At 72.5% G+C, this 23,140-nt stretch carries 23 protein-coding genes and 1 riboswitch; of the genes, 14 read left to right on the forward strand and 9 right to left on the reverse strand.

Annotated features, from left to right (window positions below; translation table 11 throughout):
- Positions 1-72: 72 nt before the first annotated feature.
- Positions 73-1,092 (reverse strand): mechanosensitive ion channel family protein, encoded by a 1,020-nt coding sequence (locus Pen02_RS34215; protein ID WP_203870472.1) that lies wholly within the window; start codon positions 1,090-1,092, stop codon positions 73-75.
- A gap of 383 nt (positions 1,093-1,475) precedes the next feature.
- On the opposite strand from Pen02_RS34215, the gene Pen02_RS34220 reads away from it, so the two are divergent.
- The gene (locus Pen02_RS34220; protein ID WP_203870307.1) at positions 1,476-2,009 is read left to right on the forward strand and encodes an HNH endonuclease; all 534 of its coding nucleotides are present in this window, start codon (positions 1,476-1,478) and stop codon (positions 2,007-2,009) included.
- Between the two features lie 114 nt (positions 2,010-2,123).
- On the opposite strand, the gene Pen02_RS34225 is transcribed toward Pen02_RS34220, so the two are convergent.
- From Pen02_RS34225 to Pen02_RS34235, 3 genes are all read right to left on the reverse strand, one after another.
- Positions 2,124-2,948, reverse strand: a complete 825-nt coding sequence (locus Pen02_RS34225) for a class F sortase (protein ID WP_203870308.1) — start codon at positions 2,946-2,948, stop codon at positions 2,124-2,126.
- A gap of 14 nt (positions 2,949-2,962) precedes the next feature.
- A complete protein-coding gene (locus Pen02_RS34230) occupies positions 2,963-3,487 on the reverse strand; it encodes a hypothetical protein (RefSeq protein WP_239141768.1) in 525 nt (174 codons plus the stop codon).
- A gap of 148 nt (positions 3,488-3,635) precedes the next feature.
- Positions 3,636-4,088: an Lrp/AsnC family transcriptional regulator gene (locus Pen02_RS34235; protein WP_203870309.1), complete on the reverse strand. Its 453-nt coding sequence runs from the start codon at positions 4,086-4,088 to the stop codon at positions 3,636-3,638.
- 188 nt (positions 4,089-4,276) lie between these two features.
- Here Pen02_RS34235 and Pen02_RS34240 point away from each other — a divergent pair, with 188 nt between their 5' ends.
- From Pen02_RS34240 to Pen02_RS34255, 4 genes are all read left to right on the forward strand, one after another.
- On the forward strand, positions 4,277-5,170 hold the full coding sequence (locus tag Pen02_RS34240) for a tryptophan 2,3-dioxygenase (protein WP_203870474.1): 894 nt from the start codon (positions 4,277-4,279) through the stop codon (positions 5,168-5,170).
- Between the two features lie 91 nt (positions 5,171-5,261).
- Positions 5,262-6,542: a kynureninase gene (gene kynU / locus Pen02_RS34245; RefSeq protein ID WP_203870475.1), complete on the forward strand. Its 1,281-nt coding sequence runs from the start codon at positions 5,262-5,264 to the stop codon at positions 6,540-6,542.
- Between the two features lie 191 nt (positions 6,543-6,733).
- A complete protein-coding gene (ctaJ, locus tag Pen02_RS34250; RefSeq protein ID WP_443678490.1) occupies positions 6,734-7,030 on the forward strand; it encodes an aa3-type cytochrome oxidase subunit CtaJ in 297 nt (98 codons plus the stop codon).
- 4 nt (positions 7,031-7,034) lie between these two features.
- Positions 7,035-7,460 (forward strand): DUF5130 family protein, encoded by a 426-nt coding sequence (locus tag Pen02_RS34255; RefSeq protein ID WP_372445728.1) that lies wholly within the window; start codon positions 7,035-7,037, stop codon positions 7,458-7,460.
- A gap of 59 nt (positions 7,461-7,519) precedes the next feature.
- On the opposite strand, the gene Pen02_RS34260 is transcribed toward Pen02_RS34255, so the two are convergent.
- Positions 7,520-8,083 carry a Uma2 family endonuclease gene (locus Pen02_RS34260; RefSeq protein WP_203870311.1) on the reverse strand — a complete coding sequence of 188 codons (564 nt, stop codon included), beginning with the start codon at positions 8,081-8,083 and terminating at the stop codon, positions 7,520-7,522.
- Positions 8,084-8,283: 200 nt separating this feature from the next.
- On the reverse strand, positions 8,284-10,836 hold the full coding sequence (pepN, locus tag Pen02_RS34265; protein ID WP_203870477.1) for an aminopeptidase N: 2,553 nt from the start codon (positions 10,834-10,836) through the stop codon (positions 8,284-8,286).
- 221 nt (positions 10,837-11,057) lie between these two features.
- Between pepN and Pen02_RS34270 the strand changes: the two genes are divergently transcribed.
- From Pen02_RS34270 to Pen02_RS34280, 3 genes are all read left to right on the forward strand, one after another.
- On the forward strand, positions 11,058-11,687 hold the full coding sequence (locus tag Pen02_RS34270; RefSeq protein WP_203870312.1) for a mycothiol-dependent nitroreductase Rv2466c family protein: 630 nt from the start codon (positions 11,058-11,060) through the stop codon (positions 11,685-11,687).
- Positions 11,688-11,799: 112 nt separating this feature from the next.
- Positions 11,800-13,095, forward strand: a complete 1,296-nt coding sequence (locus tag Pen02_RS34275) for a DUF1015 family protein (protein ID WP_203870313.1) — start codon at positions 11,800-11,802, stop codon at positions 13,093-13,095.
- 171 nt (positions 13,096-13,266) lie between these two features.
- Complete coding sequence (locus tag Pen02_RS34280; RefSeq protein ID WP_203870314.1) at positions 13,267-13,740, forward strand: ribose-5-phosphate isomerase; 474 nt, start codon at positions 13,267-13,269, stop codon at positions 13,738-13,740.
- A gap of 41 nt (positions 13,741-13,781) precedes the next feature.
- Here Pen02_RS34280 and Pen02_RS34285 read toward each other — a convergent pair whose 3' ends face one another.
- Both Pen02_RS34285 and Pen02_RS34290 read right to left on the reverse strand, forming a co-directional pair.
- Entirely contained in the window at positions 13,782-14,096 is a 315-nt protein-coding gene (locus Pen02_RS34285) for a hypothetical protein (RefSeq protein WP_203870315.1), read from the reverse strand.
- A gap of 214 nt (positions 14,097-14,310) precedes the next feature.
- Complete coding sequence (locus tag Pen02_RS34290) at positions 14,311-15,567, reverse strand: GNAT family N-acetyltransferase (protein WP_203870316.1); 1,257 nt, start codon at positions 15,565-15,567, stop codon at positions 14,311-14,313.
- Positions 15,568-15,676: 109 nt separating this feature from the next.
- On the opposite strand from Pen02_RS34290, the gene Pen02_RS34295 reads away from it, so the two are divergent.
- Positions 15,677-16,222 (forward strand): hypothetical protein, encoded by a 546-nt coding sequence (locus tag Pen02_RS34295; protein WP_203870317.1) that lies wholly within the window; start codon positions 15,677-15,679, stop codon positions 16,220-16,222.
- A gap of 186 nt (positions 16,223-16,408) precedes the next feature.
- Positions 16,409-17,521, forward strand: coding sequence for a glycosyltransferase family 2 protein (locus Pen02_RS34300; protein ID WP_203870318.1), 1,113 nt, complete (start codon positions 16,409-16,411; stop codon positions 17,519-17,521).
- A gap of 28 nt (positions 17,522-17,549) precedes the next feature.
- Here the strand turns inward: Pen02_RS34300 and Pen02_RS34305 are convergent, their stop codons facing one another.
- On the reverse strand, positions 17,550-18,272 hold the full coding sequence (locus tag Pen02_RS34305) for a polysaccharide deacetylase family protein (protein ID WP_239141769.1): 723 nt from the start codon (positions 18,270-18,272) through the stop codon (positions 17,550-17,552).
- Between the two features lie 360 nt (positions 18,273-18,632).
- Between Pen02_RS34305 and Pen02_RS34310 the strand changes: the two genes are divergently transcribed.
- The 4 genes from Pen02_RS34310 to Pen02_RS34325 all read left to right on the forward strand — a co-directional run bounded on the left by Pen02_RS34310 (position 18,633) and on the right by Pen02_RS34325 (position 23,077).
- The gene (locus Pen02_RS34310) at positions 18,633-19,661 is read left to right on the forward strand and encodes an SDR family oxidoreductase (RefSeq protein WP_203870320.1); all 1,029 of its coding nucleotides are present in this window, start codon (positions 18,633-18,635) and stop codon (positions 19,659-19,661) included.
- Between the two features lie 255 nt (positions 19,662-19,916).
- Positions 19,917-20,050: riboswitch (cyclic di-AMP (ydaO/yuaA leader) on the forward strand.
- A 3-nt stretch (positions 20,051-20,053) separates the two neighbouring features.
- On the forward strand, positions 20,054-21,064 hold the full coding sequence (locus Pen02_RS34315) for a coiled-coil domain-containing protein (RefSeq protein WP_203870321.1): 1,011 nt from the start codon (positions 20,054-20,056) through the stop codon (positions 21,062-21,064).
- Positions 21,065-21,162: 98 nt separating this feature from the next.
- Positions 21,163-21,690: an O-acetyl-ADP-ribose deacetylase gene (locus Pen02_RS34320; RefSeq protein WP_203870322.1), complete on the forward strand. Its 528-nt coding sequence runs from the start codon at positions 21,163-21,165 to the stop codon at positions 21,688-21,690.
- A 418-nt stretch (positions 21,691-22,108) separates the two neighbouring features.
- Positions 22,109-23,077 carry an ABC transporter permease gene (locus Pen02_RS34325; RefSeq protein ID WP_203870323.1) on the forward strand — a complete coding sequence of 323 codons (969 nt, stop codon included), beginning with the start codon at positions 22,109-22,111 and terminating at the stop codon, positions 23,075-23,077.
- Positions 23,078-23,140 lie beyond the last annotated feature (63 nt).

Consider the following 23,140-nt stretch of genomic DNA (forward strand, 5'->3'; position numbering starts at 1 on the left):
CGACCGCCCGCGCGGTACGCGACCCCTGCCGGGCGGCCCGCCGGCCGGTCCGTCCGGTGGAGCATCGGTCGGTCAGGTCGCTCCACCCTGGCCGGTCTCGCCGTCGGCCGGCGGGGTCGACGGCCGGGGGTACATCCGGGTCGCCGCGATGCCGGCGGTGATGCCGGAATTCTCCAGCGCCTCGGCGAGTCGGCGGCGCAGTTCCCGGGAGACCGCGAACTGGCCGTCGGCGGTGGTCTTGGCGATCGTCCGGATCACCGAACCGTCCACGGTGATCTGCTCGACCCCGAGCACCTCGGGCGGCTCCACCAGTTCCGGCTCCAGTTCCGGGTCGACCGCGACCGAGGCGGCGGCGGTCCGCAGTACCGCGGTGGCCTCCTCGGTGCGGGCGAAGCCGATCGGCATGTCCACCACGACCATCGCCCAGCCCTGGCTCTTGTTGCCGACCCGGATGATCTCGCCGTTGCGGATGTACCAGACCACCCCGCGCGCGTCCCGGACGGTGGTGATCCGCAGGCCGACCGCCTCCACCACCCCGGTCGCCTCGCCGAGGTCCACCGTGTCGCCGACCCCGTACTGGTCCTCCAGCAGCATGAACAGCCCGGCCAGCAGGTCCTTGACCAGCGTCTGGGCGCCGAACCCGAGGGCCAGGCCGGCGATGCCGGCACTGGCCAGCAGCGGGGCCAGGTCGAAGCTGAGTTCGCTGAGGATCTGCAACCCGGCGATCGCGAACACCACCGCCGTGGTCATGCTGCGCAGCACCGATCCGATCGCCTCGGCCCGCTGCCGGCGCCGTTCGGGTACGACGGCCTGCGGGTCCGGCGCGGCGCTCGGGATCCGTTCCCGCAGCGGCCGGAGCACGGTGGGGATCCGGCTCTCCGAGGTGCTCCGCACCAGCCGGTTGATCGTCCGGTGCAACAGGAAGCGGAGCAGGATCGCGACCAGCAGGATCAGCACGATGGTGGCCGGCTTGATCAGCAGGTAGTTGCTGCCCTCGGCGAACCACGCCGACTTGGTCACTTGCCAGACCTGCTTGCAGAAGGGGTTGTCCAGGCAGCTCGGCTCGGGATTCGGCGTCTCGGCTTCCGGCATCCCGAGCACGGCGGCAGTGATCAGCGTCGCGGGGTTCACGGTTGTCTTCGTACCGTACCGGCGTCCGTCGGTGTCGGCCGACCCGCCGGCCCGTGGCGGACACCGCCCGGCGCCGACCGGGGGTGCCGTCGAGGTCGGCCCCGGCGACGGGACGGAACCGGTCATCTTGCCACGGGACGTGAAAGCTTTCTGCGGGACCCCCGATTAGTACGTGCAATCACGCCGGCTATCGGGGACTATTGGCGCACGGACGCCGGTGATCTGCCGGCGTCGGCCGTGGTCTTGGCGGTCTGTCGGTCAGTGCTGTCCGACCGACCAGCCGGGGCGGGGCCGGCACCAGGCGGGCGAGGGAGCGGACGAGTACGACCGAGAGGGTGAGCGCGATGCCTGACATACGACCCACGGTGGGCTCCGGAGCGTTGGTGCTCAATGCCACCTATGAGCCGCTGTGTGTCGTTTCAGTGCGTCGGGCCGCCATCCTGGTGCTCTCCGCCAAGGCCGTCTGTGTGGCCGACGGGGACGGTATCCTGCACAGTGCCCGAAATGCCCTGCCAGTGCCTTCGGTGGTTCGGTTGACCCGGTTCGTCCGAGTGCCCTACCGGACGCACGTCGGGCTCTCCCGGCGGGCCATCTTCGCCCGGGACAACTGGCGCTGCGTCTACTGCCGAGGCCCGGCCGAGACCATCGACCACGTCTTCCCGCGCAGTCGGGGTGGCCGGCACGCCTGGGAGAACGTCGTCGCGGCCTGCGCCAAGTGCAACCACACCAAGGGCGACAAGACCCCGGCGGAGCTGGGCTGGCGGCTGCACTCGCTGCCGGCCGCGCCGAAGGGCATCGCCTGGCGGGTGCTCGGGCACCGGGCGCCGGACCCGCGCTGGGCGGACTGGCTCGACCTGCGCGAGGCCGAGGCGGCCTGACCGGATTCCGGCGGCCGAGGCGGCCTGGCCGGTTCCGCGCCGAGCGCCTGAGCGCTTGGCCGCCGTCGGCCGGCTCGCCGGTGCGGCTGATCGTGTAGTGGAGACCTGGGACGCTCATTGCCGGGCCGAGACCAGGGACGCGAAGACGATGACGTTGTCGGCGTACCCGGTGGAGCCGCCCACCCAGCGACCGCCGCAGGTGATCAGCCGGAGCGACGGCCGGCTGAAGTCGCCGTAGACCCGGTCGACCGGTAACTCCGACTTGTTGAACCGCTTGACGGAGTTGACCTCGAAGACCGCCACCGACCGGTCCTCCCGGTCGACCTCGATCTTGGCGCCGGGACGCAGCCCGGACAGGTCGTGGAAGACGGCCGGTCCGGTCCGGGTGTCGACGTGACCGACGATCACCGACGGGCCGTACTGACCCGGGGTCGGACTCTGCCGGTACCAGCCGGCCTCGTCGCGGCGGTCCGACGCCGGTACCTCGATGGTGCCGTCCGGCGCGACCCCGACCGGATGCACCGGCGCGGTCAGGCCGAGCGACCGGATGCCGATCCCGACCGGCGGGCTCGACTCCATGACCGGGAACTTGCGGGGTGGCGCCGGAGCGCCGAACGGCAGCCCGCTCGGCAGCAGGGTGATTCCGGTGACGCTCTGCACCCCGAAGAGGGTGACCAGCAGGCCCAGCAGGAGGGTGATCACGGGTACCGGACCGGGCCGGCGGGACAGCCCGCGCCGGTTCGACCGTCGGGCCGGCCGGGGCGGCGTCGCGTCCAGGGTTCCCGGTGGCGTGCCGTCGGCCGGATCCGGGCTGGTGATGCTCGCCGCGGTCGCCTGCCGGGCCAGTCGGGCCGTACGGCGTCGCCACCGTCCCGTCCGCGCCCACCACCGGCCCGTCCGGCCCCGCCACGTGCCACCGGCCGTGGGGAAGCGGAACATGGTCCGTCCGCAGGTCAGCTACTCGGCTCGGTACGTCGTCGACGCCGCCCGGCCAGCCCGAAGCCGATGCCGAGCGCGACGATGCCGAGGCCGCCGACGACCATCAGCGTCCCGCCCGGGCCGCTGGCCGTACCGCCGCCACCGGTGGCCGGCCCCTGGCTGCCCTGACTCATGTTCACCACGGTCAGCGTGGTGGTGGCGTTGTTGCCGTTCTGCTGGCAGGCCAGGTTCACCGCGTACGCGCCCGGGGCCTTGCTGCCCGGGATGGTCACCGATCCGGTGAGGAAACCGTTGTCGGGTCGGACGATCACCCGGCCGAACGCGTCCGACTGTACGGTTGCCTGCTGGTTGTTCGCGCCGTCGCAACTCGCCCGGATGTTGACCCGGCTGCCCGCCTGGGCGGTGTTCGGGGTGACCTCGACGAAGGTGTTGGGTCCGGCCCGTACCTCGGCCACGTCTCCCGACAGCGGCCCGGGGACCACGGCGGCGACGGTGACGCCGGCGGCGATCGTCCGGCCGACGACCTTGGCAGTGAGCATGACTTCCCTCCCCGGCGGTGCATCCCCTCGGCCGGGCACACCCCGCGTCGGGGCGCGGTCGGGTGCACGGCCGTCGTCGCTGCGGGTGTTCCCACCGACCCGGCGCACACACGCCCCCGGGTGACCCGTCGAGGGAAGACTCCCTCGATCAGGCGGGCGGAACCGGCGGGATCGGCAGTACCGGGTGCCAGTCCAGCGGGCTGGACAGCACCATCGTGCTGGACGGCTGCCCGTACGGGGCGAGACGGTCGATGACCTGCTCGAACGCCTCGATCGACCCGGCCGCGACCTTGAGCATGCTGCACGCGTCCCCGGTGATCCGGTGGATTTCCAGGATCTCCGGCCAGTCCGGCACCGCCGGGTCCCGGAGGATGCACCGGGCCCCGTAACAGGACATCCGGATCATCGCCACCACGTTCCGGCCGGCCCGGGCCAGGTCCACGTGCGCGTGGTACCCGGTCACCACGCCGGACTCCTCCAGCCGGCGGACCCGTTCGGCGACGGCGGGCGGGGAGAGGTGCACCCGGCGGGACAGTTCGCTGAACGACAGCCGGGCGTCGGCCTGGAGTTCCCGGAGCAGCGCCCAGTCCATCTCATCCATGTTCACTCACTCCCCGTGACCTGACCGCCAACTCCGGATCGACCTTTCAAACGTTAAGCCAGTTCGACATCGAACCGCACATCCGGCGGATCTGCGCTCCGACGGCCGTCGGTCCGGCATTCCGTCCAGCCGGGCGGCGGAGAGATCATGACGGTAGTGCGTCACGGAACGGAGGCAACGTGGAGAGCATCCAGCGGCAGCGGCGACCGGGCCGCCCCCGGGTACGCCCGGCGAACGCCGCACAGCGGGCCGCCCGCGCGGCGGCCAACGGCGGCGAGCCGACCCTGGAGGCGGCCGGGCGGACGCCGTACGACGCGTACGTGCACGCCAGTACGCTGCACCGCCTCCAACAGCCGCTGAGCCGGGATCCCGGCGAGATGTCGTTCCTGATGGTCAGCCAGATCATGGAGCTGTACTTCGGGCTGACCTGCTTCGAACTGCGCGAGGCGCGGCAGCGGCTGCGCGCCGACGACCTCTGGGGCGCCCTGGCCCCGCTGCACCGGGCCGCCCTGCACCTGGAGGGGCTGAACGCCGCCTGGCGGGGACTGCGCTGGATGACCCCGGCGGACTTCAACCGGTTCCGCAACCTGCTCGGCGAGGGCTCCGGCTTCCAGTCCGCCATGTACCGGCAGTTGGAGTTCCTGCTCGGGCTGAAGACCGCGACCCTGGTCCGGCCGTTCCACCGGCAGCCCGAGGTGCACGCCGAACTGGTCGAGACGCTGCACGCGCCGAGCCTCTGGGACGAGGTGACCGCCCTACTGGCCCGCCGGGGCTTCCCGCTGCCGGACACGCTGCTGCACCGGGACTTCTCCGTCGACGCCGAGCCGAGCGCCGAGCTGACCGCCGCCTGGGTGGAGATCTACGCCGACACCGGGCCGGACAACCACCTGCGGCAGCTCGGTGAGACCCTGGTCGAGATCGTGGAGCAGTTCGACGACTGGCGTGCCCAGCACCTCAAGGCCGTACGCCGGACCATGGGTGCCAAGGTCGGCACCGGCGGATCGGCCGGCGCGGCGTGGCTGCGCCGGAGCATGGCCCGGGAGGTCTTCCCCGAGCTGTGGGCCGCCCGGACCGACATGTGACGGACGGCCTTCCCGGCGGCCCGACCGCCCCGACGACGGAAATCGCCGGCACCCCCGGTACGAGCGAGTGACGAGGAAGGACGACGAGCGGATGACCACCCCGGAGCAGGAGGCGGCGGCCCGACAGCGCGACGAGGCCGACCCCGGTCACCGGCACCTGTTCCACGTGCCGCCGGCCCAGGGCGGCCGGTACGCCGAGGCCGCGTACCTGGTCGGCAACTCGCTCGGGCTGCAACCCCGGGCCGCCCGGGCGGACCTCGACGCCGAACTGTCCACCTGGGCCACCCTCGGGGTCTCCGGACACTTCGACGGCGACCGCCCCTGGGTGCCGTCGTACCGGTCGCTGACCGGGCCGAGCGCGTCGCTGGTCGGCGCACTGCCGGCCGAGACCGTGGTGATGAACTCGCTGACGGTCAACCTGCACCTGCTGATGGTGTCGTTCTACCGGCCCACGCCCGGACGCGACCGGATCCTGATCGAGGACGGGGCCTTTCCGTCGGACAGCTACGCGGTCCGCAGCCAGGCCCGGCACCACGGGCTGGACCCGGACGAGGCCGTCGTCCGGCTGCGTCCCCGGCCCGGCGAGGAGACGCTGCGCACCGAGGACGTGCTCGACTACCTCGACCGGGAGGGTCAGCGGGTCGCGCTGGTCCTGCTCGGCGGGGTGAACTACCTCACCGGCGAGCTGATGGACATCCCGGAGATCACCCGAGCCGGGCACCGGGCCGGCGCGCTGGTCGGCTGGGACCTCGCACACGCGGTCGGCAACGTACCGCTGGCGCTGCACGACTGGGATGTGGACTTCGCCGCCTGGTGCACCTACAAATACCTGAACTCCGGGCCGGGTTCGCTGGCCGGGGCGTTCGTGCACGAGCGGCATCTCGGCGACCCGGCGGTCGACCGGTTCGAGGGGTGGTGGGGCACCGACGAGACGACCCGGTTCGAGATGGCTCCGGTCTCCCGGCCACCGGCCACCGTGGAAGCCTGGCTGATCTCCAACCCGCCGGTACTGGCGATGGCGCCGATGCGCTCCGCGCTGGAGATCTTCACGCAGGTGGGGATGCCCGCGCTGCGGGAGCGCAGCGAGCGGTTGACCGGCTATCTCGAAGGACTGGTCGACGAGATCACCCCGAGCCGCCCGCTCACCGTGCTCACCCCGCGCGAGCCGGCCCGGCGCGGCTGTCAGCTCTCGGTACGGATCGGGCAGGGCGGGGCCGCCGCGCTGACCAAGCGGCTGTCGCACGAGTACGGAGTGGTCGTCGACGACCGTGAGCCGGACGTGATCCGGCTGGCCCCGGTACCGCTGTACTCGACGTACCACGACTGCTGGCGGGCGGCCGACGCGCTGGCCCGGCTCGTCGACGAAAGCTGACCCGGCAGGTGTTCCGGGACCGGTCCCGGGAAGGCGATGCACAGGTCCTTCCCGGGCCGGAACGGCCCCCCGAGAACTGGTGGGCAGCGGTTTCCGATACCGTGAAGCACGACCGGGTCGGTCGGGTGGACAAGGTCGTCACCTGGTCCGGCCGGGCACGATGATCCCGTTTTCGCCTGGGGGCGTTGAGGTTGTCTGTTTCCGACACGTTGCTGATCTTCGTTGCCATCCCGGCCGCCGCGGTACTGGTGATCACCCTGCTGGCCCGGGCCGGCAAGAGCGGCCGTAACGCCCGGCGCTACCGCCCGGGGCGGCCCTTCGAGTTCACGCCGGTCTGGTTCCTCTCCTCGCCCGAGCACCTGACCGAGTCCGCCCGGACGGCGCTGCCGGCCGGTGCGGAGGCCCGGGAGTTGACCGGCGGCGAGATCGAGACCATCAGCGCGCCGAAGCGCGCGGGCGTGACGGGGGGCGCAAGTGACCGCTGGTAAGAGCGTGGCGACGGCCGAACGGCCGGAGGCCGAGGTCGGGCCGAGCGACACCGCCCGCCCGAACGTGCTCGACGGGCCGTTCACCACCCGTCAACTGCTGCGGATCGACGAGGCGCTGCGGATCGCCGACGAGTCCACCGGCCTGGTCTTCACCGTCTACGTCGGGCCGCTGACCGAACCGGTCCGGGAGCACGCGCAGCGGCTCCACCTGGAGCTGGCCGACCCGGCCCGCGCCGTACTGATCGCGCTGTCGCCGAACCAGCGGGTGCTGGAGGTGGTGACCGGTGCCGAGGCGCGCAAGCGGCTTCCGGACCGGGACGCCAAGCTGGCCGCACTCTCCATGGTGGCCGCCTTCGGCGGCGGCGACCTGACCGGCGGCATCGTCAGCGGCCTCGACCAGCTCGCCACCCGGGCCGGCCGGACCGCCTAGCCTCTTCGCGCGCCCGTCCGGCCGCCGCTCCCGCCACACAGGTGGGTTCCGGCGGCCGGTCAGGGGAGCCAGGTGCCGGGAGCGACCCGGACCGGGAACGGCACGTCGACCAGCTCCGCCTCGGTCGGCTCGACGCTGTGCAGCAGCTCGTAGTGGCCGGCCGGGGCACGCAGGTAGAGATGGGCGACCGGTCCCCGGTCGGCCCGCTCGATCCGCCAGTACGACTCGATGCCGGCCTCGGCGTACAGGCCCAGTTTGACGAACCGGTCGTGCCGGCGGCTGCTCGGCGACTCCACCTCCACCACCAGCGCGACGTCTTCCGGCTCGGCCCACATCGCGTCCTGCGGAGCACTCGGCCGCAACACGGTGATGTCCGGAATCGCGTTGCCCCCAGGTACCCGTAGACCGATCTCGCGGATCACCCGCCACTTCGGGGGAACGGCCGCACGTAGGGCGGCGCGGATCTCGTCGGCCAGCTCGTGATGCTGGAAGTCGGCCGGAGGGGTCACGTGCAGGCTCCCGTCGATGATCTCGTAGCGGTGCCCGTCCGCAGGCAGGGTGCGCAGATCGTCCTCGGTCCAGCCCTGCTCGGGCGGGCGCCACTCGTAGCGCGGTTGGGCCATCTGAATCCACCTCCATCAGGGAGCGTAGCGGCCCGGGCGGGTCGGCGGCGGACAGCGCGTCCGCACGGCTGCACAGGCCGGCAACCAGGACGCCGGAATCCGGCCGCAGCGGGCGTACCCGATGGGTCTCGGGTGTGGGAACGACGACGCCGGGCGTCGGAAGAGATCCGGCGCCCGGCGGCGGTGGTGGTCGGTGGGGCTCAGCCAGCGGAGGCGGCGTCCTTGGCGCGGGCCTTCAGCGCCCGCAGCACGCCGTCCCGGCCCTCGGCGACCAGCCGGCGCAGCGGCGCCGGATGCCCCGACTCGGCCAGCCAGGCGTCGGTGGCCCGGATGGTCTCCTCGCTGATCTGGTACGCCGGGTAGGCGAGTACGACGAACTCCTGCGCCGGCTCGCTGTCCCGGCTCGCCCAGACCTGGCCGGCGACGGCGAAGAACCGCTCGGCGTACGGGGCGGTCAGCTCGACCTGCGCCGGGTGCTGGAAGCCCTGCAACAGGGCCCGGTGCCGCCAGTTCGGCAGCGCCTCGTCACCGGTCAGGGTGCGCCACACCGTCTCCTTGTTCTCGGCGGTGGGCACCAGCGCGTGCGCGAGTGCCGCCTCCCGCTCGCCGCTCGACGTCCGGTCGGCGGCCAGCTCCGCGTCGATCTCGGGGTGGCCCGCCGCGCCGCCCGCGACCAGGGCCCGGAGCACCGTCCAGCGCAGCTCGGTGTCGATGGTCAGCCCGGCCGGCACCTCGGCGCCGTCCAGCCAGCCCCGGAGCACCGCCAGCTCCTCCTCGCTGCGGGCCGCCGAGGCGTACGTTCGGGCCCAGGCCAGTTGCAGGCCGCTGCCCGGCTCGGCGGCGCGCAGCGCGGTCGCCGCCGTACGGGCGAACTCGGCCCAACCGGTCGGCGCCCACTCCGGGGCGGCGTACGAGGTGAGCGTGGCGGCGACCTGCCGCAGAGTCGCGGTGACCAGGTTGATGTCGGTCTCGGCGGGCAGCCCGGCCAGCGCCAGCGCCACGTAGTCCCGGGCGGCGAGTTCGGCGTCCCGGACCATGTCCCAGGCGGCGGCCCAGCACAGGCCCCGGGCCAGCGACGACTCGAACGCGGCGATGTGCCGCACCACCGTCGCCATCGACCGCTCGTCCAGCCGGAGCTTGGCGTAGGTCAGGTCGTCGTCGTTGAGCAGCAGCACGTCCGGTGCGGCCACCCCGGCGAGCTGGGCCAGCTCGGTGCGCTCGCCGGCCACGTCGACCTCGATCCGGTCCCGCCGGACCAGCCGGCCGTCCCGCAGGTCGTAGAGGCCCACCCCGATCCGGTGCGTACGCAGCGTCGGGTGCCCGCTCGGCGCCTCCTGCCGGACCACCACCGACTCGTACGTCCCGTCCGCGGCGATCGACACCTCCGGGTGCAGCGTGTTGACCTGTGCGGTCTCCAGCCACTCGGCGGCGAACTTGCGCAGCTCGCGGCCGGAGGCCGCCTCCAGCTCGGTGAGCAGGTCGTCGAAGGTGGCGTTGCTCCAGGCGTACTTGCCGAAGTAGCTGCGCAGGCCCTGGAGGAACGGTGCCTCGCCGACGTACGCGACGAGCTGCTTGAGCACGCTGGCGCCCTTGGCGTACGTGATGCCGTCGAAGTTGACCTCGACGGCCTCCAGGTCCGGCATCTCGCAGTAGACCGGGTGGGTGGAGGAGAGCTGGTCCTGCCGGTAGCCCCAGTTCTTCCGGATGGAGAGGAACGTCGTCCAGGCGTCGGAGAACCGGGTGGCGTTGGTGTTGGCCCAGTGGCTCGCCCACTCGGCGAACGACTCGTTCAACCACAGGTCGTTCCACCAGCGCATGGTCACCAGGTCGCCGAACCACATGTGGGCCAGCTCGTGCAGGATCGTGTTCGCCCGCTGCTCGTACTCGAAGTCGGTCTCCTGGGACCGGAACAGGTAGTGCGCCTCGGCGTGCGTGACGCAGCCGAAGTTCTCCATCGCGCCCGCGTTGAAGTCGGGCACCCACACCTGGTCGTACTTGGGCAGCGGGTAGCGGACGCCGAACTGCTGGTGGAAGAAGTCGAAGCCCTGGGTGGTGACCAGGTTCAGGTCGTCCGAGTCCAGGTACTGCGCCATGCTGGTCCGGCAGAAGTAGCCGAGGTCGATGCCGTCGTGGGTGTACCGCACCTCGTGGTACGGCCCGGCGCAGACCGCCGTGATGTAGGTGCTCATCCGGGCCGACTCCACGAAGTGGATCGTCTTGGTCCCGTCGCCGGCCGGCTCCTCGGTGCCGACCGGCATGTTGGAGATCACCCGCCAGTGCGCCGGCACGGTGGTGTGCCAGGTGAAGACGCTCTTCAGGTCGGGCTGGTCGAAGCAGGCGAAGACCCGCTGCGCGTCGGCGGTCTCGAACTGGCTGTAGAGGTAGGTCTCGCCGTCCACCGGGTCGACGCTGCGGTGCAACCCCTGCCCGCTGGACGAGTAGGAGAAGTCGGCGTCGACGACCAGGGTGTTCTCGGCGGCCAGACCGGTCAGGGTGAGTCCGGCCTCGGCCGACCAGCCGGAGATGTCCACCGGCTCGCCGTTCAGCGTCGCGGTGCGTACCGAATCGGCGGCCACCTCGATGAAGGTGGTGGCACCAGGCTCGGCGGACCGGAACCGGACCTCGGTCGTCGAACGGAAGGTACGGCTGGCCGCGCCCTGCCCGGCGGACGACAGGTCGAGGCGGATGTCGTAGCCGGTGACGTCGAGCAGGCGTCCCCGCTCCGTGGCCTCGACCTGGGTCAGGTTACGCACTCCTGGCACGTGAATCTCCATCCGGTCTTCCCGCTGGCTGTCCCCGTTGACAGCGCCGAGCCATCCCCACGGCTCGACGTCGAGTGTTTCATGCCTGCGGGCATGTCATTGGTGCTCCAGGTCACGGTCTCATCCCGCTGTCGTCGGTGGGTCCCTGGGGTGAAGATCTGTAACGGTGGTCGCCGATTTCGGCCTCCCGTGACGACGAAGGGAGCCGCGCCGTGTCCGAGCGCGCGTCCGTTGACATGTTCTTCGACCCGATCTGCCCGTGGGCCTGGATCACCTCCCGCTGGCTGCTGGAGGTGGAGAAGGTCCGCGAGGTCGACATCCGGTTCCGGGTGATGAGTCTCGCGGTCCTGAACGAGGGCCGGGAAGACCTGCCCGAGCAGTACCGGGAGGGGCTGAAGACCGCCTGGGGCCCGGTCCGGATCTGTATCGCGGTGGAGCAGCAGTACGGCGCCGAGACCGTCGCCAAGCTCTACACCGCGCTCGGCAACCGGATCCACCTCGCCAAGGAGGACCGGGGTCCGGAGCTGTACCGGGCGGCCCTGGCCGACGTCGGGCTGGACCCGGCGCTGGCCGAGATCGCCGACTCGACCGAGTACGACGAGGCGCTCCGGGCCAGTCACAACGCCGGGATGAAGCCGGTCGGCCAGGACGTCGGCACTCCCGTCGTGCACGCCCCCGGGCCGGTGCCGGGGGAGACCGTCGCCTTCTTCGGCCCGGTGATCACGCCGGCACCGAAGGGCGAGGCGGCCGGCCGGCTCTGGGACGGCGTACTCCTGGTCGCCGGCACCCCCGGCTTCTACGAGTTGAAGCGGACCCGTACCGAGCGGCCGATCTTCGACTGAGCGGACCCCGTGGGCGGCCCGGCCGGTACCCCGCCGGTCGGGCCGCCCACGGGGTGGAAACGGTCGGGGTATCCGTACGGGGGCTCCGGCGTCGCCGGTAGCGTTCCCGCACATGACGGTCGTGCATCCGATCACCCGGGCCTGGGTCACCACTGGTGGCACCGGCGCCCAGAACTACGACGAGTTCGCCGACGACGCCGAGATCACGGCGATCATCCGGGACAACCCAGCCAGCGCACTCGCGATCGAGATGCCGCACCGGGCGCCGGACAGCCTCGGACGGTCGTTCACCGAGGCGCTGCCCGACGCCGTCGACCGGCTGGCGCAGGCCCGGGCCGACGGCAGCTACACCCCGGCCGAGCAGGTCGTGGTGCTCTACCGGATCAGCGCGCCCGGCGACGAGCCCGGCTACGGGATGTTCGCCATGGTCGACACCGACCAGATCTCCACCAGCGCGGACGAGCCCGGACTGGTGATCCGCAACGAGGACGTCTTCATCGCCAAGGTGCGGGAGCGGGTCGCGCTGGCCGAGGCGACCGGCCACCTCCTCTCCCCGGTACTGCTGCTCCAGACCGGCAACCGGGCCGGTGCCGACACCGGTTCGTCCGGCGACACCGGCACCGGAGACGGCGACGGTGCCGCCGAGCGGAACGCCGGGGAGGCGCTGCACCGGGCGCTGGCCGAGGCGACCGAGGCGGCCGGGGCACCGGCCGCGACCGACGTCGACCAGGCCGGACGTACCCACGCGATCTGGCTGCTCGGGCCGGGCGCCCACCAGGACGAGCTGCTGGCCCTGGCCGGCGCCGGTGAACTGGTCGTCGCGGACGGCAACCACCGCAGCCTGGCCGCGCAGATCGGCGAGCTGCCCCGGTTCCTCGCCGTGATCACCACGCCCGGTTCGGTGGCGATCCAGCCGTACAACCGGCTGGTCAGCGAGCTGACCAGCACTCCGGACGAGCTGCTCGACCGGCTGCGCGCGGCCGGCGCCCGGGTCGAGCCGGTCGCCGGTCCGGCGGCGGTGCCGCCCACCGGCGGCACGATCCAGCTCTACACCGCCGGCACGAGCTACGCGGTCACGCTGCCGGCCGGCTCCGGCGGGGTGGAGAACCTGGACCACGCGCTGGTCGAGCGGGTACTGCTGCGGGACGCGCTCGGGCTGGACCCGGGCGACAAGCGGATCACGTACGTCGGCGGGGACTATCCGGCGAGTTGGCTGGTCGGCGAGGTGAACGCGGGTCGGGCGGAGTTGGCGATCCTGATCGCCCCGGTGACCGTGCGGGACTTCGTCGCGGTCAACCTGGCCCGACAGAAGATGCCCCGGAAGAGCACCTGGTTCACCCCGAAGGCCCGGGGCGGGCTGGTCCTGGCCGAGCTGGGCCGGGACACCACGGAGACGGCGCGCGGTTGACCTCGCGCGGCGGCCGGGCGCTCGGACGGTGTGCCGGGCGCCCGGACGGGCCGTACCCAGCGGAGATCTCCGGTCGCGCCGACGTGACGCCGACCGGGTCCGGTTGTGATCTGTCCGGCTGTCGCCGCGCCTGCCCGCAGACTCCGGCGCCGGGCTGACAGACTGCGCGGTATGCGCGTCTATCTGGGATCCGACCATGCCGGTTACGAACTGAAGGTGCACCTGGCCAACCACCTGGCCAAGCAGGGCTACGAACTGGTGGACGTCGGGCCGTACCTCTTCGACCCGGACGACGACTATCCGGTTTTCTGCCTGCACAGCGGTGCCCGGGTGGTGGCGGATGCGGGCAGCCTGGGCGTGGTGATCGGCGGTTCCGGCAACGGCGAGCAGATCGCCGCCAACAAGGTCGCCGGGGTACGCGCCGCGCTCGCCTGGAACGTCGAGACGGCGCAGCTCGCCCGGGAGCACAACGACGCGAACGTGGTCGCGGTCGGCGCCCGCCAACACACCCTGGACGAGGCGACGGCGATCGTGGAGGCGTTCCTCACCACGGCGTTCTCCGGCAACGAGCGGCACGCGCGGCGGATCGGCCAGGTCGCCGAGTACGAGCGCTCCGGCGCCCTGCCGGCGCTGCCGGTGCCGTAGCGGGGACCGGCGCCCGCCCCCGGTCGGCCGGGCGACGGCGTTCAGCGACCGCCGCGCGGCAGCTCGTCCCGGGGTACCCAGTTGCGCCGGACCAGCACCAGCCGCTCGGCCGCCTCGGCGAGGTCGGCGTCGGTCGGCCGGGCCGCATCCCGGGCACGCATCGCCGCCGCGACACTCACCTGGGAGGCGCCCGAGCCGATCAGTCCACGCAGGCCGCGTTCCGCGTCCCGGTCGTCGCCGTTCCCGGTTCCGTTGCCGGCGTCCGGGCCGCCCCGCCGCCCCTCGCCGGGCTGGCCGCCGGCACCGCCGGACGGGTCGTGCCGCAGTCGCCGCCGTCGACGCTCGGAATCGGTCACCACGCCTCCTCGCCGCACTCGCCGGCACCGTACCCCGATGGAGGTGGCGGGTGCCCGGCCATGGGCCGACCCTACCGTCCGGCACGGCGCCGCCGCCCGGTCAGCGGCTGCCAGGAACTCCCAGCCCGGGACCGGTCACCGGATCGTGGGCCGGAGACACGCTCGCGGCTGCCGGACCCGAATCCGCCTGACCGGCCCCGGGTAGCGGGGGAAGTCAGAAGCTGCCCAGGCCGGCGGGGGCGCGGTGCCAGCCGAAGGCGGCGGACGTCCGGGCCAGGGCGTCCGGGCGGATCTCCCGGACCCGGCCGGCCGAGGCCAGCGCGGCCAGGGACGGGCCGCCGAGATAGGCGGCGGCGAGATCGCGTACGTCGCAGACCAGCTCGGCCGGCGCCTCGGTACGGGTGCACCGGGCCGTACCGGCGGCGGCGGTCAGTCGCCACCGTCCCGCGTTCTCCGGCAGCAGCGGGTCGGTGACCTCCAGTACGACGTCGACCCCGGTGGCGTACCGGCGGGCCGCCAGCGCCGCCGGCAGGTCCACGATCCGCACCCACAGCCCGTGACCGAGCCGGGCGCCGAGCTGGCGTACCTCGTCGACGAGGTGTTGCACCGGCTCGTCGACGGCGGCGTAGTCGTAGTGGAGGCTCCGGGTCAGGTCGATGTTGAGCAGGAACCGCCACAGCGTCGCGTACGCCGCCGGATCCGCGGCCACCAGCTCGTCGAGGAGTACGACTCCCTGTGGTCCACGCTCGTCCCACCTGGCCCGGGTCCGCCAGAGCGCGTAGCCGACCGGCCCGTCCGCCGTCTCGGCGAGTACCGCCCGCCGGGCCGTCGCCCCGGCCCGCGCGTTCGGGCCGTCGGCGAGCAGGAAGCGCCACCACGGGTCGGTCCGCTCGGACCAGCCCGGCCGGTCGGGGCGGAGCCGGTCCCACAGGGTGCCGAGGACCGGACGCAGGGCCGCCGGGTCGCCGGTGCGGAGGGTGATCGCCGGGCCGGTCCCGTCCGATTCGACCGGCCGCAGTCCGGCGGCCCGTACGTCCAGGTACCACCGCTGTGCCGCATGGCCGTAGCCGAACCGGGGATAGATCTGCCCCTCGCTGGCCCAGAGCACCGCTATCGGCTCCCGCCCGGCGGCCCGGACGTCCCGCAGTTGCTGCCGCATCAGCCGGCTGAGCAGCCCCTGCCGCCGGTGGGTGGCGGCGACCGCGACCCTGGTGACGTGCGCCGCCGGTACGACCGCACCCGGCACGGTCAGTTCCCGGGTGAACGCCGCGGCGTGTGCCACGAGGGTGTCCCCGGCGCGGACCACCAGCGAACGGTCCAGTTCGGTGATGCCCCAGCCCGCCTCCCGCTCGGCCTCCGTCTCGTCGCGCGGGGAGTGGAAGGTGGTGAACAGCAGCTCGGCGATGTCGTCCCAGTCGGCCGGGGTCCCGACCTCGATCGGTGCCTCCGAACCGGGCAGCGTGGCGGTCATCGCCCATGTCTAGCCGGTCGACGCTGACGCGGCGACCTTTTTACCGGCTGGCTACCCTCGGAAGTAGGTCGGGGTTCCAGGCCCGGGCCGATGGGGAGGACAGGGACTGATGGCAGACCAGACGCAGCCGTGGGCCGAACGGACCGTCGAGATGCCGCCCGATGCGGACGGGCCGGGGATGCCGCCCGGTCCCGAGGGCTTCCGGCGGGGCGTGGCGCAGGTCGGCGCGCCGCGGCAGCGTACCGGGCCGGAGGCGCCGCACGAGCCGACCGGTACCGGATGGCCGGCGGTCGAGCCGGAGCGGGAGCAGCTTCCGCCGGGCTACCACTGGCGGCAGCTTCGGATCGGACGGCACTGGAGCATGCTGGGCGGTCTGTTCGCCTTCGTCTGCTGGGGAATCTGGGCGATCTCGGCCCGGGGCGACCTGACCAGTCCGGTGGTCACCTTCGTGCTGACCCTCTTCGTCGCGGTCGGCCTGTTCGCGCTGGCCCGGCTGGTCGGCCGGGTGGTCTGGGAGCGTCAGCTCGGCCGGATCCGCCGCAGCGCCCGGGGAGCGCACCTGGTGACCGGGCTGTTCCTGGCCGGCGTCGGGGTGGCGTACCTGCGCCAGACGGAGTGGGTGGTCGACCTGTGGAACTGGGTGGCGGGGCTCTGAGCCGGGTCGCCTTCCCGTGCCGGGTTGCCCCGCCTGCGGGTGCCGGCCGGCCAACCGGCTGATCAGGGACAGGTGTTGATCGAAGCGACAAATCACAATTTGGTCACTCGATAGTTACTGAGCGCGTGGCGTCTGATTACTCGACGCTACGATTCGGTCTCCGTCCTCCACCGGAGGTATTCCGCGGTGACCCTGCTCAGCGTGATCGTCCCGGTCTACCAGGTGCGGGCGTACCTGGCCGAGTGCCTGGACTCCATTCTCGACCAGTCCCTCCGCGACCTCGAACTGGTGGCGGTGGACGACGGTTCCACCGACGGCTGTGCCGCCGTCCTGGCCCGGTACGCCGCCCGCGATCCCCGGCTGGTGGTGGTCACCCTGGACCGCAACCAGGGGCTCGGCGCGGCCCGCAACACCGGCCTGTCCCGGGCCACCGGCGAGTACGTGTGGTTCGTCGACGGCGACGACTGGCTGCCCGAGGGGAGCCTCGCCGCCGTCGCCGACCGGCTCACCCGGAACCGCCCGGACCTGCTGGTCACGGCGTACACCCGGCACTACCCGAACGGTGGCACCCGGCACCTCTCGCTCGCCCAGGTCGGTGCGGGGCGGCCGGTGCCGGAGACCTTCACCCTCGCGGAGCGGCCGGCGCTGCTCTCGGTGCTGCACATCACCTGTAACAAGGTGATCCGGCGCCGGTTCCTCCTCGACCTCGGCCTGACCTTCGGCCCCGGGTGGTACGAGGACGTCTCGTTCAGCTTTCCGCTGATGTTCGCCGCCGAGCGGATCACCCTGCTGGACCGCTGCTGCTACGGCTACCGGCAGCGCCCGGAGGGGGCGATCACCGCCACGGTCAGCGAGCGGCACTTCGAGGTATTCGCCCACTGGGACGAGGTGCTGACCCGGCTGGACGCCGACCCGGCGGTACCGGCCGAACTGCGCCACCTGATCTTTCAACGGATGATCTGGCACCTGTTGCAGGTGCTCGGCCATCCCCGACGAGTGCCGCCGAACCGGCGTCGGGAGTTCTTCGCCGAGATCGTCACCCGGTACCGGGCGCACCGGCCGCCGGCCGGTTACCAGCCGCCCGGCGGCGCGCTCGGGCTCAAGCACCGGCTGGTCGGTCGCGGGGCGTACGGGCTGTTCACCGCGCTCCAGGTCGCCCGGCGGGCGCACATCGGCGTGGTCGCCCGGGTCCGGCATCCGCTGGCCGGGCCGCAGCGCCCCGCCGGCCCCGCCCCGACCACGGTGCCCGGCAGCCGCACCGAGGCGGTACCCGGCGAGTTGACCGACCGGGTGGGCTGACGCGGCCGGACCAGCCGGGTCAGCCAGCTCAGCCGTGTTCGCTGAGCGGGCCGACCCGCCAGCCCCGGCGCAGGCACTCCTCGAGCAGGTGCGGCAGGGCGGCGAGGCTGGCCCGCCAGGAGCCCGGCGCGGAGGTGCAGTCGGAGTCGTGCAGCAGTACGGTGCCGCCGCCGGCCAGCCCGCCGCGCAGCGTGCTGAGTACCGAGTTGCGGGTCGCCGAGCGGGTCCAGTCCCGTCCCCAGCAGGTCCAGAGCACCGGGGTCAGGTCCAGCCGGCGGGCCGCCATCAGGGCAGCGGCGCTGAGCACCCCGTACGGCGGGCGGAAGAACCGGGGTACCCGACCGGTCACCGCGCCGATCAGTTCGTGGGTCCGGGCCAGGTCGCGGTACGTCGCGTGCGGGCCACGGAGCAGCAGGTTCTGGTGCGCCCAGCCGTGTACCGCCACCTCGTGCCCGGCGGCGGCGAGGTCCAGGCCGAGTTCCGGTGCCCGGGCCAGCATCGAGCCGAGCAGGAAGAACGTCGCGCGGGTCCGGTGTGCGGCCAGGGCCTCGACGAAGAGCGGGGTGGAGACGGGGTCCGGTCCGTCGTCGAAGGTGAGCGCGACGTGCCCCGGTGCGCCGCGCCCGCTGAGCCGGGGAAAGAACCGCAGCCGTACCCCCGGCAGCACCGTCAGGGCGGGCACGACCTGGGCGGCCAGCGCGGCACCGACCGTTGTCGCCGGTACCGCGCGTGCCCGCACCCGTTCCTCCACCCGCCACACCATCGCGGCTGCGGTTACCCGCGTGACCGGTGTTCATCCTCACCCGGACGGGTGGCCCGGCTGCCGTTCGTCCTGACTCGGACGGGTGGCCCGGAGGCGCGGCACTCTCTCCCGGTTCCGGCGCCGGTCAGCTCTGGACCCCGGCGGCCCTGGCCCGGTCGGCGGCCCGGACCTGCCTGCTCGCGCCGGCCGCTGCCGAGGTGGCGGCGACGTTTGCCGGGGCGCCGGTCGGGTAGCCGGCGCCGGCGACACGGACGGGCCGGGACAGGCAGGCCGGAGATACGCGGGTCGGCGACACGGACGGGCCGGGACACGCGGGCCGGAGACGCGGGCCGGATACGGGGGAGCGGGATGCGCGGGCGACCTGCGCCACGGGTGGCGGTGATCACCGGGGCGAGCGCCGGGGTGGGGCGGGCCACCGCCCGGCTGCTGGCCCGCCGGGGCATGCGGATCGCCCTGCTGGCCCGGGGCGGGGCCGGCCTGCGGGGCGCGGCCGAGGACGTACGCGCGGGCGGCGGCGTCGCGCTGCCGATCGAGACGGACGTGTCGGAGTACGCCCAGGTGGAGGCGGCGGCGGAGCGGGCGACCAGCGAACTCGGGCCGATCGACCTGTGGATCAACGACGCCTTCGCCTCGGTGTTCGCGCCGTTCGGGGAGATCGGCCCCGAGGAGTTCCGGCGGGTGACCGAGGTCTGCTATCTCGGCTACGTCTACGGCACCCGGGTGGCGCTGGACCGGATGCGGACGCGCCGGGCCGGCACCATCGTGCAGGTCGGCTCGGCGCTGGCGTACCGGTCGATCCCGCTCCAGTCCGCGTACTGCGGGGCGAAGCACGCGATCGTCGGCTTCACCGAGGCGCTCCGGTGTGAGCTGCTGCACGACCGCAGCCCGGTCCGGGTCACCATGGTGCACCTGCCGGCGGTGAACACCCCTCAGTTCGACTGGGTGCTGTCCCGGCTGCGTAACCGGGCCCGACCGGTACCCCCGATCTACCAGCCCGAGATCGCCGCCCGGGCGATCGTGTACGCGGCCGACCACCCCGGCCGGCGGGAGTACTGGGTCGGCGCCTCGACGGTGGGCACGATCCTCGCTAACCGCTGTGTCCCGGGACTGCTCGACCGGTACCTGGCCCGGGCCGGGTACTCCGGCCAGCAGACGGCGCAGTCGGCCGACCGCGACCGACCGGCCAACCTCTGGCACCCGGTCGACGACGGCTCCGGGGCGGACCCGGGTGCACACGGCTCGTTCGACGCACACGCTCGCACACGGAGTCCGTTACTGTGGCTGTCCCGGTACCGGGGTCCGCTGGCGGCCGGGCTGCTCTCGGCCGGTACGGTCGCCGGTGTGCTGTTGCGCACAGCGCGCCGGCACCGACGGTAGCCAGGGCCGCACCCGCACCGGCCAATCTGGACGTTTCCGCACGTCGGGCGCTTGGGAACGCGCTTGGTAAATAGCCGACAGCAGCTAGTTGATAATCGCGGGTCAAAGCATCCCCTTCGATGCGTCCGACACGCCGTGATTACTGATAGTCGTTGCGCGGCAACGCCTTTACCGGGAATCGGGTGTTGCCATTCAGGAAGTGAAACCGGGTATGCTGTCTGCCGTTCATAGCCGCCGGATACCGCGTGGTGCCGGCGCTGATCGCCGCCTAATCGCCGCACGGCGAGCCGGGGACCCACGCACCCCTGGGGTGAATCCGCGACAGCGGTAGGGACCACTTCCATCCCGAACCCGTCAGCTAACCCGGTCGGCGGCCGACGGAAGGGATACATGTGAGGGCACCCCTACGCCGAAGGCTGGCGACTGCCCTGGCACTGCTCACCGCCGCAACACTGGTCGCGGTCCCGTCGGAGGCGTCGGCGGCACCTGCGCCGAAGCCGGCCCCGCAGGAGGAGGCCGACTCGCCGGTTCTCGGCGACGTGCTCGCCAGCGCGGGTAAGCGGCTCGCCGAGGCGAAGGCCGAGCGCACCAAGTCGCAGCGGCGGCAGCAGCAGCTCGGCAACCAGTTGAAGCAGGCCGAGTCCAAGCTGGCGGCACTCGCCCCGGAGGCGAGCGAGATCGCCGCCGCCTCCTACCGCAGCGGCAAGCTCAGCGCGATCTCGATGCTGCTGAGCAACGCCGAGTCCGACTCGTTCATGGACCGGGCCTCCGCACTCAACGAGCTGAACCTGTTCAACAACAGCAAGCTCCGGGCGCTGAACGAGGCGCGTGACCAGGTGGGCCAGGCCAAGAAGGCGATCGACGACGAGGTCGCCAAGCAGGCCGCGCAGGAGAAGGTCATCAAGAAGCAGCAGTCGGACGCGGCGAAGGCGCTCGCCCTGGTGGGTGGCAACTCGCGTCCCGACAAGGGCCTGGTGGCGGCGACCTCGCCGGTTGCCCGGCCGGGGCCGGGTATGGCGGACGGCTTCCCCGGGCTGCCCTGCAACCGGGACGACCCGACCACCGGCGGCTGCATCACGGCCCGCACCCTGCACATGTACAACGAGGTGCGGCGGGCCGGCTTCAAGAGGTTCGTCGGCTGCTTCCGTTCCGGGGGGCCGTTCGAGCACCCCAAGGGGCGGGCGTGCGACTGGTCGCTGCGTAGCTCGGGGTTCAGCCGGGCCGCCAACGACGACCAGATGAAGTACGGCAACGACCTGTCGGCGTTCCTGATCCGCAACGCGGACCGGCTCGGCATCCTGTACGTGATCTGGTACAAGGAGATCTGGTTCCCGGACCGGGGCTGGAGTTCCTACAGCGGTCCGAGTGACCACACCGACCACGTGCACGTGTCCATGCTCTAGCCACGTACGGCGTAACGACCGCCCCGTCACCTGCCGGTCAGGTGGTGGGGCGGTCGTGTTGTGCGGTGGGACCGGTGCACGGCTGGCATGATCGGCAGATGGCCACCATCGAGGTCGTCCGGGGCGACATCACCCGCGAGCGTGTCGACGCCGTAGTCACCGCGGCCAACGAGTCGTTGCTCGGCGGCGGAGGTGTGGACGGTGCGATCCACCGGGCGGCCGGTCCCCGGCTGGCCGAGGCGGGCGGGGCGATCGGCCCCTGTCCGCCCGGTGCGGCGGTGGTGACTCCGGCGTTCGACCTCGACCCGCCGGTCCGGTACGTCATCCACACGGTCGGCCCGGTCTGGGAGGGCGGCGGGTACGGCGAGGCGGAGGTGCTGGCCTCCTGCTACCGGTGCTGCCTGGCGGTCGCCGACGAGGTGGGTGCGCGCAGCGTCGCGTTCCCGGCCATCGCCACCGGGGTCTACGGGTTCCCCGCCGAGCGGGCGGCGCGGACAGCGGTCGACACGCTCCGGTCCACGCCGTCCGAGGTCGAGCGGATCCGGCTGGTCGCCTTCGACGAGGAGACCCGGACCCTGTTGCAGGCGGCACTCGACGGCCCGGCCCCGGCCACGCCGGCCGACTGACCGACCGACCGGGGGTTCTGCCGCCGTCCCGCTGGCACCCGACGAATCACGCGGCCCCGCATCCTGTCATGCGGGGCCGCCTGCTGTCTTCAGTCCTACCGGCCTTGTCTTCCGCCCTACCGCCGGAACCTGGCCGGTGGGTACGGCGCCCGTGACCACCGGATGACGGACCGGCGACCACCGGTCCGTTGTTGATGTTGTTACGAAACGGCCACGAAACGTTCTGCTAGACAGAACCAAGACCGGGGGTCGTTGCTACGAGCGGAATCGAATTGTAGCGTCCGGCTAAGCCTCAGGCCGGGCCTCCCTGGTCACGGGGCGGATCCCGGACGGGTCGGGCGGGCACGCGACGACCCCAGAGGGCAAGGGAGTCCAGCATGCTCAGCCGGCCGCGCCGACCCCGACAAGGAACACCGCGATGCTCCGGGTGATCGGTGCCCGGCTGGTCCAGATGCTGGTCGTCGTGCTCTGCGTGACCGCCCTCGGCTTCGGCCTGGTCAACATCCTCCAGGGCAACGTCGTCTACGCGATCCTCGGCGACTTCTACACCCCCGAGGCGGCGGCCGAACTCACCGCGCAGTTGCGGTTGGACGATCCGCTCTACGTCCGCTACCTGGACTGGCTCGCCGCCGCGGTGCAGGGCGACTTCGGTACCTCGGTGATCACCCACCAGCGGGTCAGCGAGGCGATCTGGCTGGCCCTGCCGCCGACCGTCGAACTGCTGGTCGGTGCCCAGCTCGTCGGCATCACGCTGGCCCTGCTCACCACCCTGCTCTCGCTGCGGTTCCGCTGGGCGGACCGGTTCGTGACCGTACTCGGACTGATCGGGAACTCGGTACCGGCGTTCGTGGTGGCGCTGATGCTGATCGTGGTCTTCGCGACCAGCCTGCGGATGGTCTCCTCGATCGGCTGGGTCGACCCGGCCACCGGCGGCTGGGGCGCCAACCTGAAGGCGATGATCATCCCGTCGGTCGCGCTGGGCGTGTCGGTCTTCCCCGAGTACATGCGGGTGCTGCGCAGCGAGATCTACGAGCAGTTGGAGGGCGAGGAGTACGTCACCCTGGCCCGGATGAAGGGCCTGTCCCAGCGCCGGGTGCTGGTCCTGCACGTGGCCCGCAACTCGGTCGGCGGACTGATCACACTCATCGCGCTCACCACCGGCTTCCTGCTCTCCGGCGTGGTGATCGTCGAGGAGGTCTTCTCCATCCCCGGCATCGGCCGGCTGGTGCTCGGCGCCATCAACAACCGCGACGCCACCCTGCTACAGGGCGCGATCGTGCTGATCGCGGTCGGCGTGGTGGTGGCGAACCTGGTCGGCGAACTGATCCAGATGCGACTCGACCCCCGGGTACGGCCCGGTGCGCGGCGCCGGGCCAGGGCCGGGTGACCGGCGTACGGCGGCGGGACCGCAGGACGGAGTACGCCGCGCGGGTCGGCCGCGCGGAACAGG

This window comes from Plantactinospora endophytica (assembly GCF_016862915.1).
Lineage (GTDB): Bacteria > Actinomycetota > Actinomycetes > Mycobacteriales > Micromonosporaceae > Plantactinospora > Plantactinospora endophytica.

Excerpts from the sequence above, each read along its gene's own strand:
- Pen02_RS34295 (WP_203870317.1), top strand. The coding sequence starts at position 15,677 with ATGGCAGACCAGACGCAGCCGTGGGCCGAACGGACCGTCGAGATGCCG.
- Pen02_RS34325 (WP_203870323.1), top strand. The coding sequence starts at position 22,109 with ATGCTCCGGGTGATCGGTGCCCGGCTGGTCCAGATGCTGGTCGTCGTG.
- Pen02_RS34235 (WP_203870309.1), bottom strand. The coding sequence starts at position 4,088 with ATGGATGAGATGGACTGGGCGCTGCTCCGGGAACTCCAGGCCGACGCC.
- Pen02_RS34290 (WP_203870316.1), bottom strand. The coding sequence starts at position 15,567 with ATGACCGCCACGCTGCCCGGTTCGGAGGCACCGATCGAGGTCGGGACC.
- Pen02_RS34260 (WP_203870311.1), bottom strand. The coding sequence starts at position 8,083 with ATGGCCCAACCGCGCTACGAGTGGCGCCCGCCCGAGCAGGGCTGGACC.
- Pen02_RS34220 (WP_203870307.1), top strand. The coding sequence starts at position 1,476 with ATGCCTGACATACGACCCACGGTGGGCTCCGGAGCGTTGGTGCTCAAT.
- Pen02_RS34225 (WP_203870308.1), bottom strand. The coding sequence starts at position 2,948 with ATGTTCCGCTTCCCCACGGCCGGTGGCACGTGGCGGGGCCGGACGGGC.
- Pen02_RS34215 (WP_203870472.1), bottom strand. The coding sequence starts at position 1,092 with ATGCCGGAAGCCGAGACGCCGAATCCCGAGCCGAGCTGCCTGGACAAC.
- Pen02_RS34275 (WP_203870313.1), top strand. The coding sequence starts at position 11,800 with ATGACGGTCGTGCATCCGATCACCCGGGCCTGGGTCACCACTGGTGGC.
- kynU (WP_203870475.1), top strand. The coding sequence starts at position 5,262 with ATGACCACCCCGGAGCAGGAGGCGGCGGCCCGACAGCGCGACGAGGCC.
- Pen02_RS34320 (WP_203870322.1), top strand. The coding sequence starts at position 21,163 with ATGGCCACCATCGAGGTCGTCCGGGGCGACATCACCCGCGAGCGTGTC.
- Pen02_RS34280 (WP_203870314.1), top strand. The coding sequence starts at position 13,267 with ATGCGCGTCTATCTGGGATCCGACCATGCCGGTTACGAACTGAAGGTG.
- Pen02_RS34310 (WP_203870320.1), top strand. The coding sequence starts at position 18,633 with ATGCGCGGGCGACCTGCGCCACGGGTGGCGGTGATCACCGGGGCGAGC.
- Pen02_RS34230 (WP_239141768.1), bottom strand. The coding sequence starts at position 3,487 with ATGCTCACTGCCAAGGTCGTCGGCCGGACGATCGCCGCCGGCGTCACC.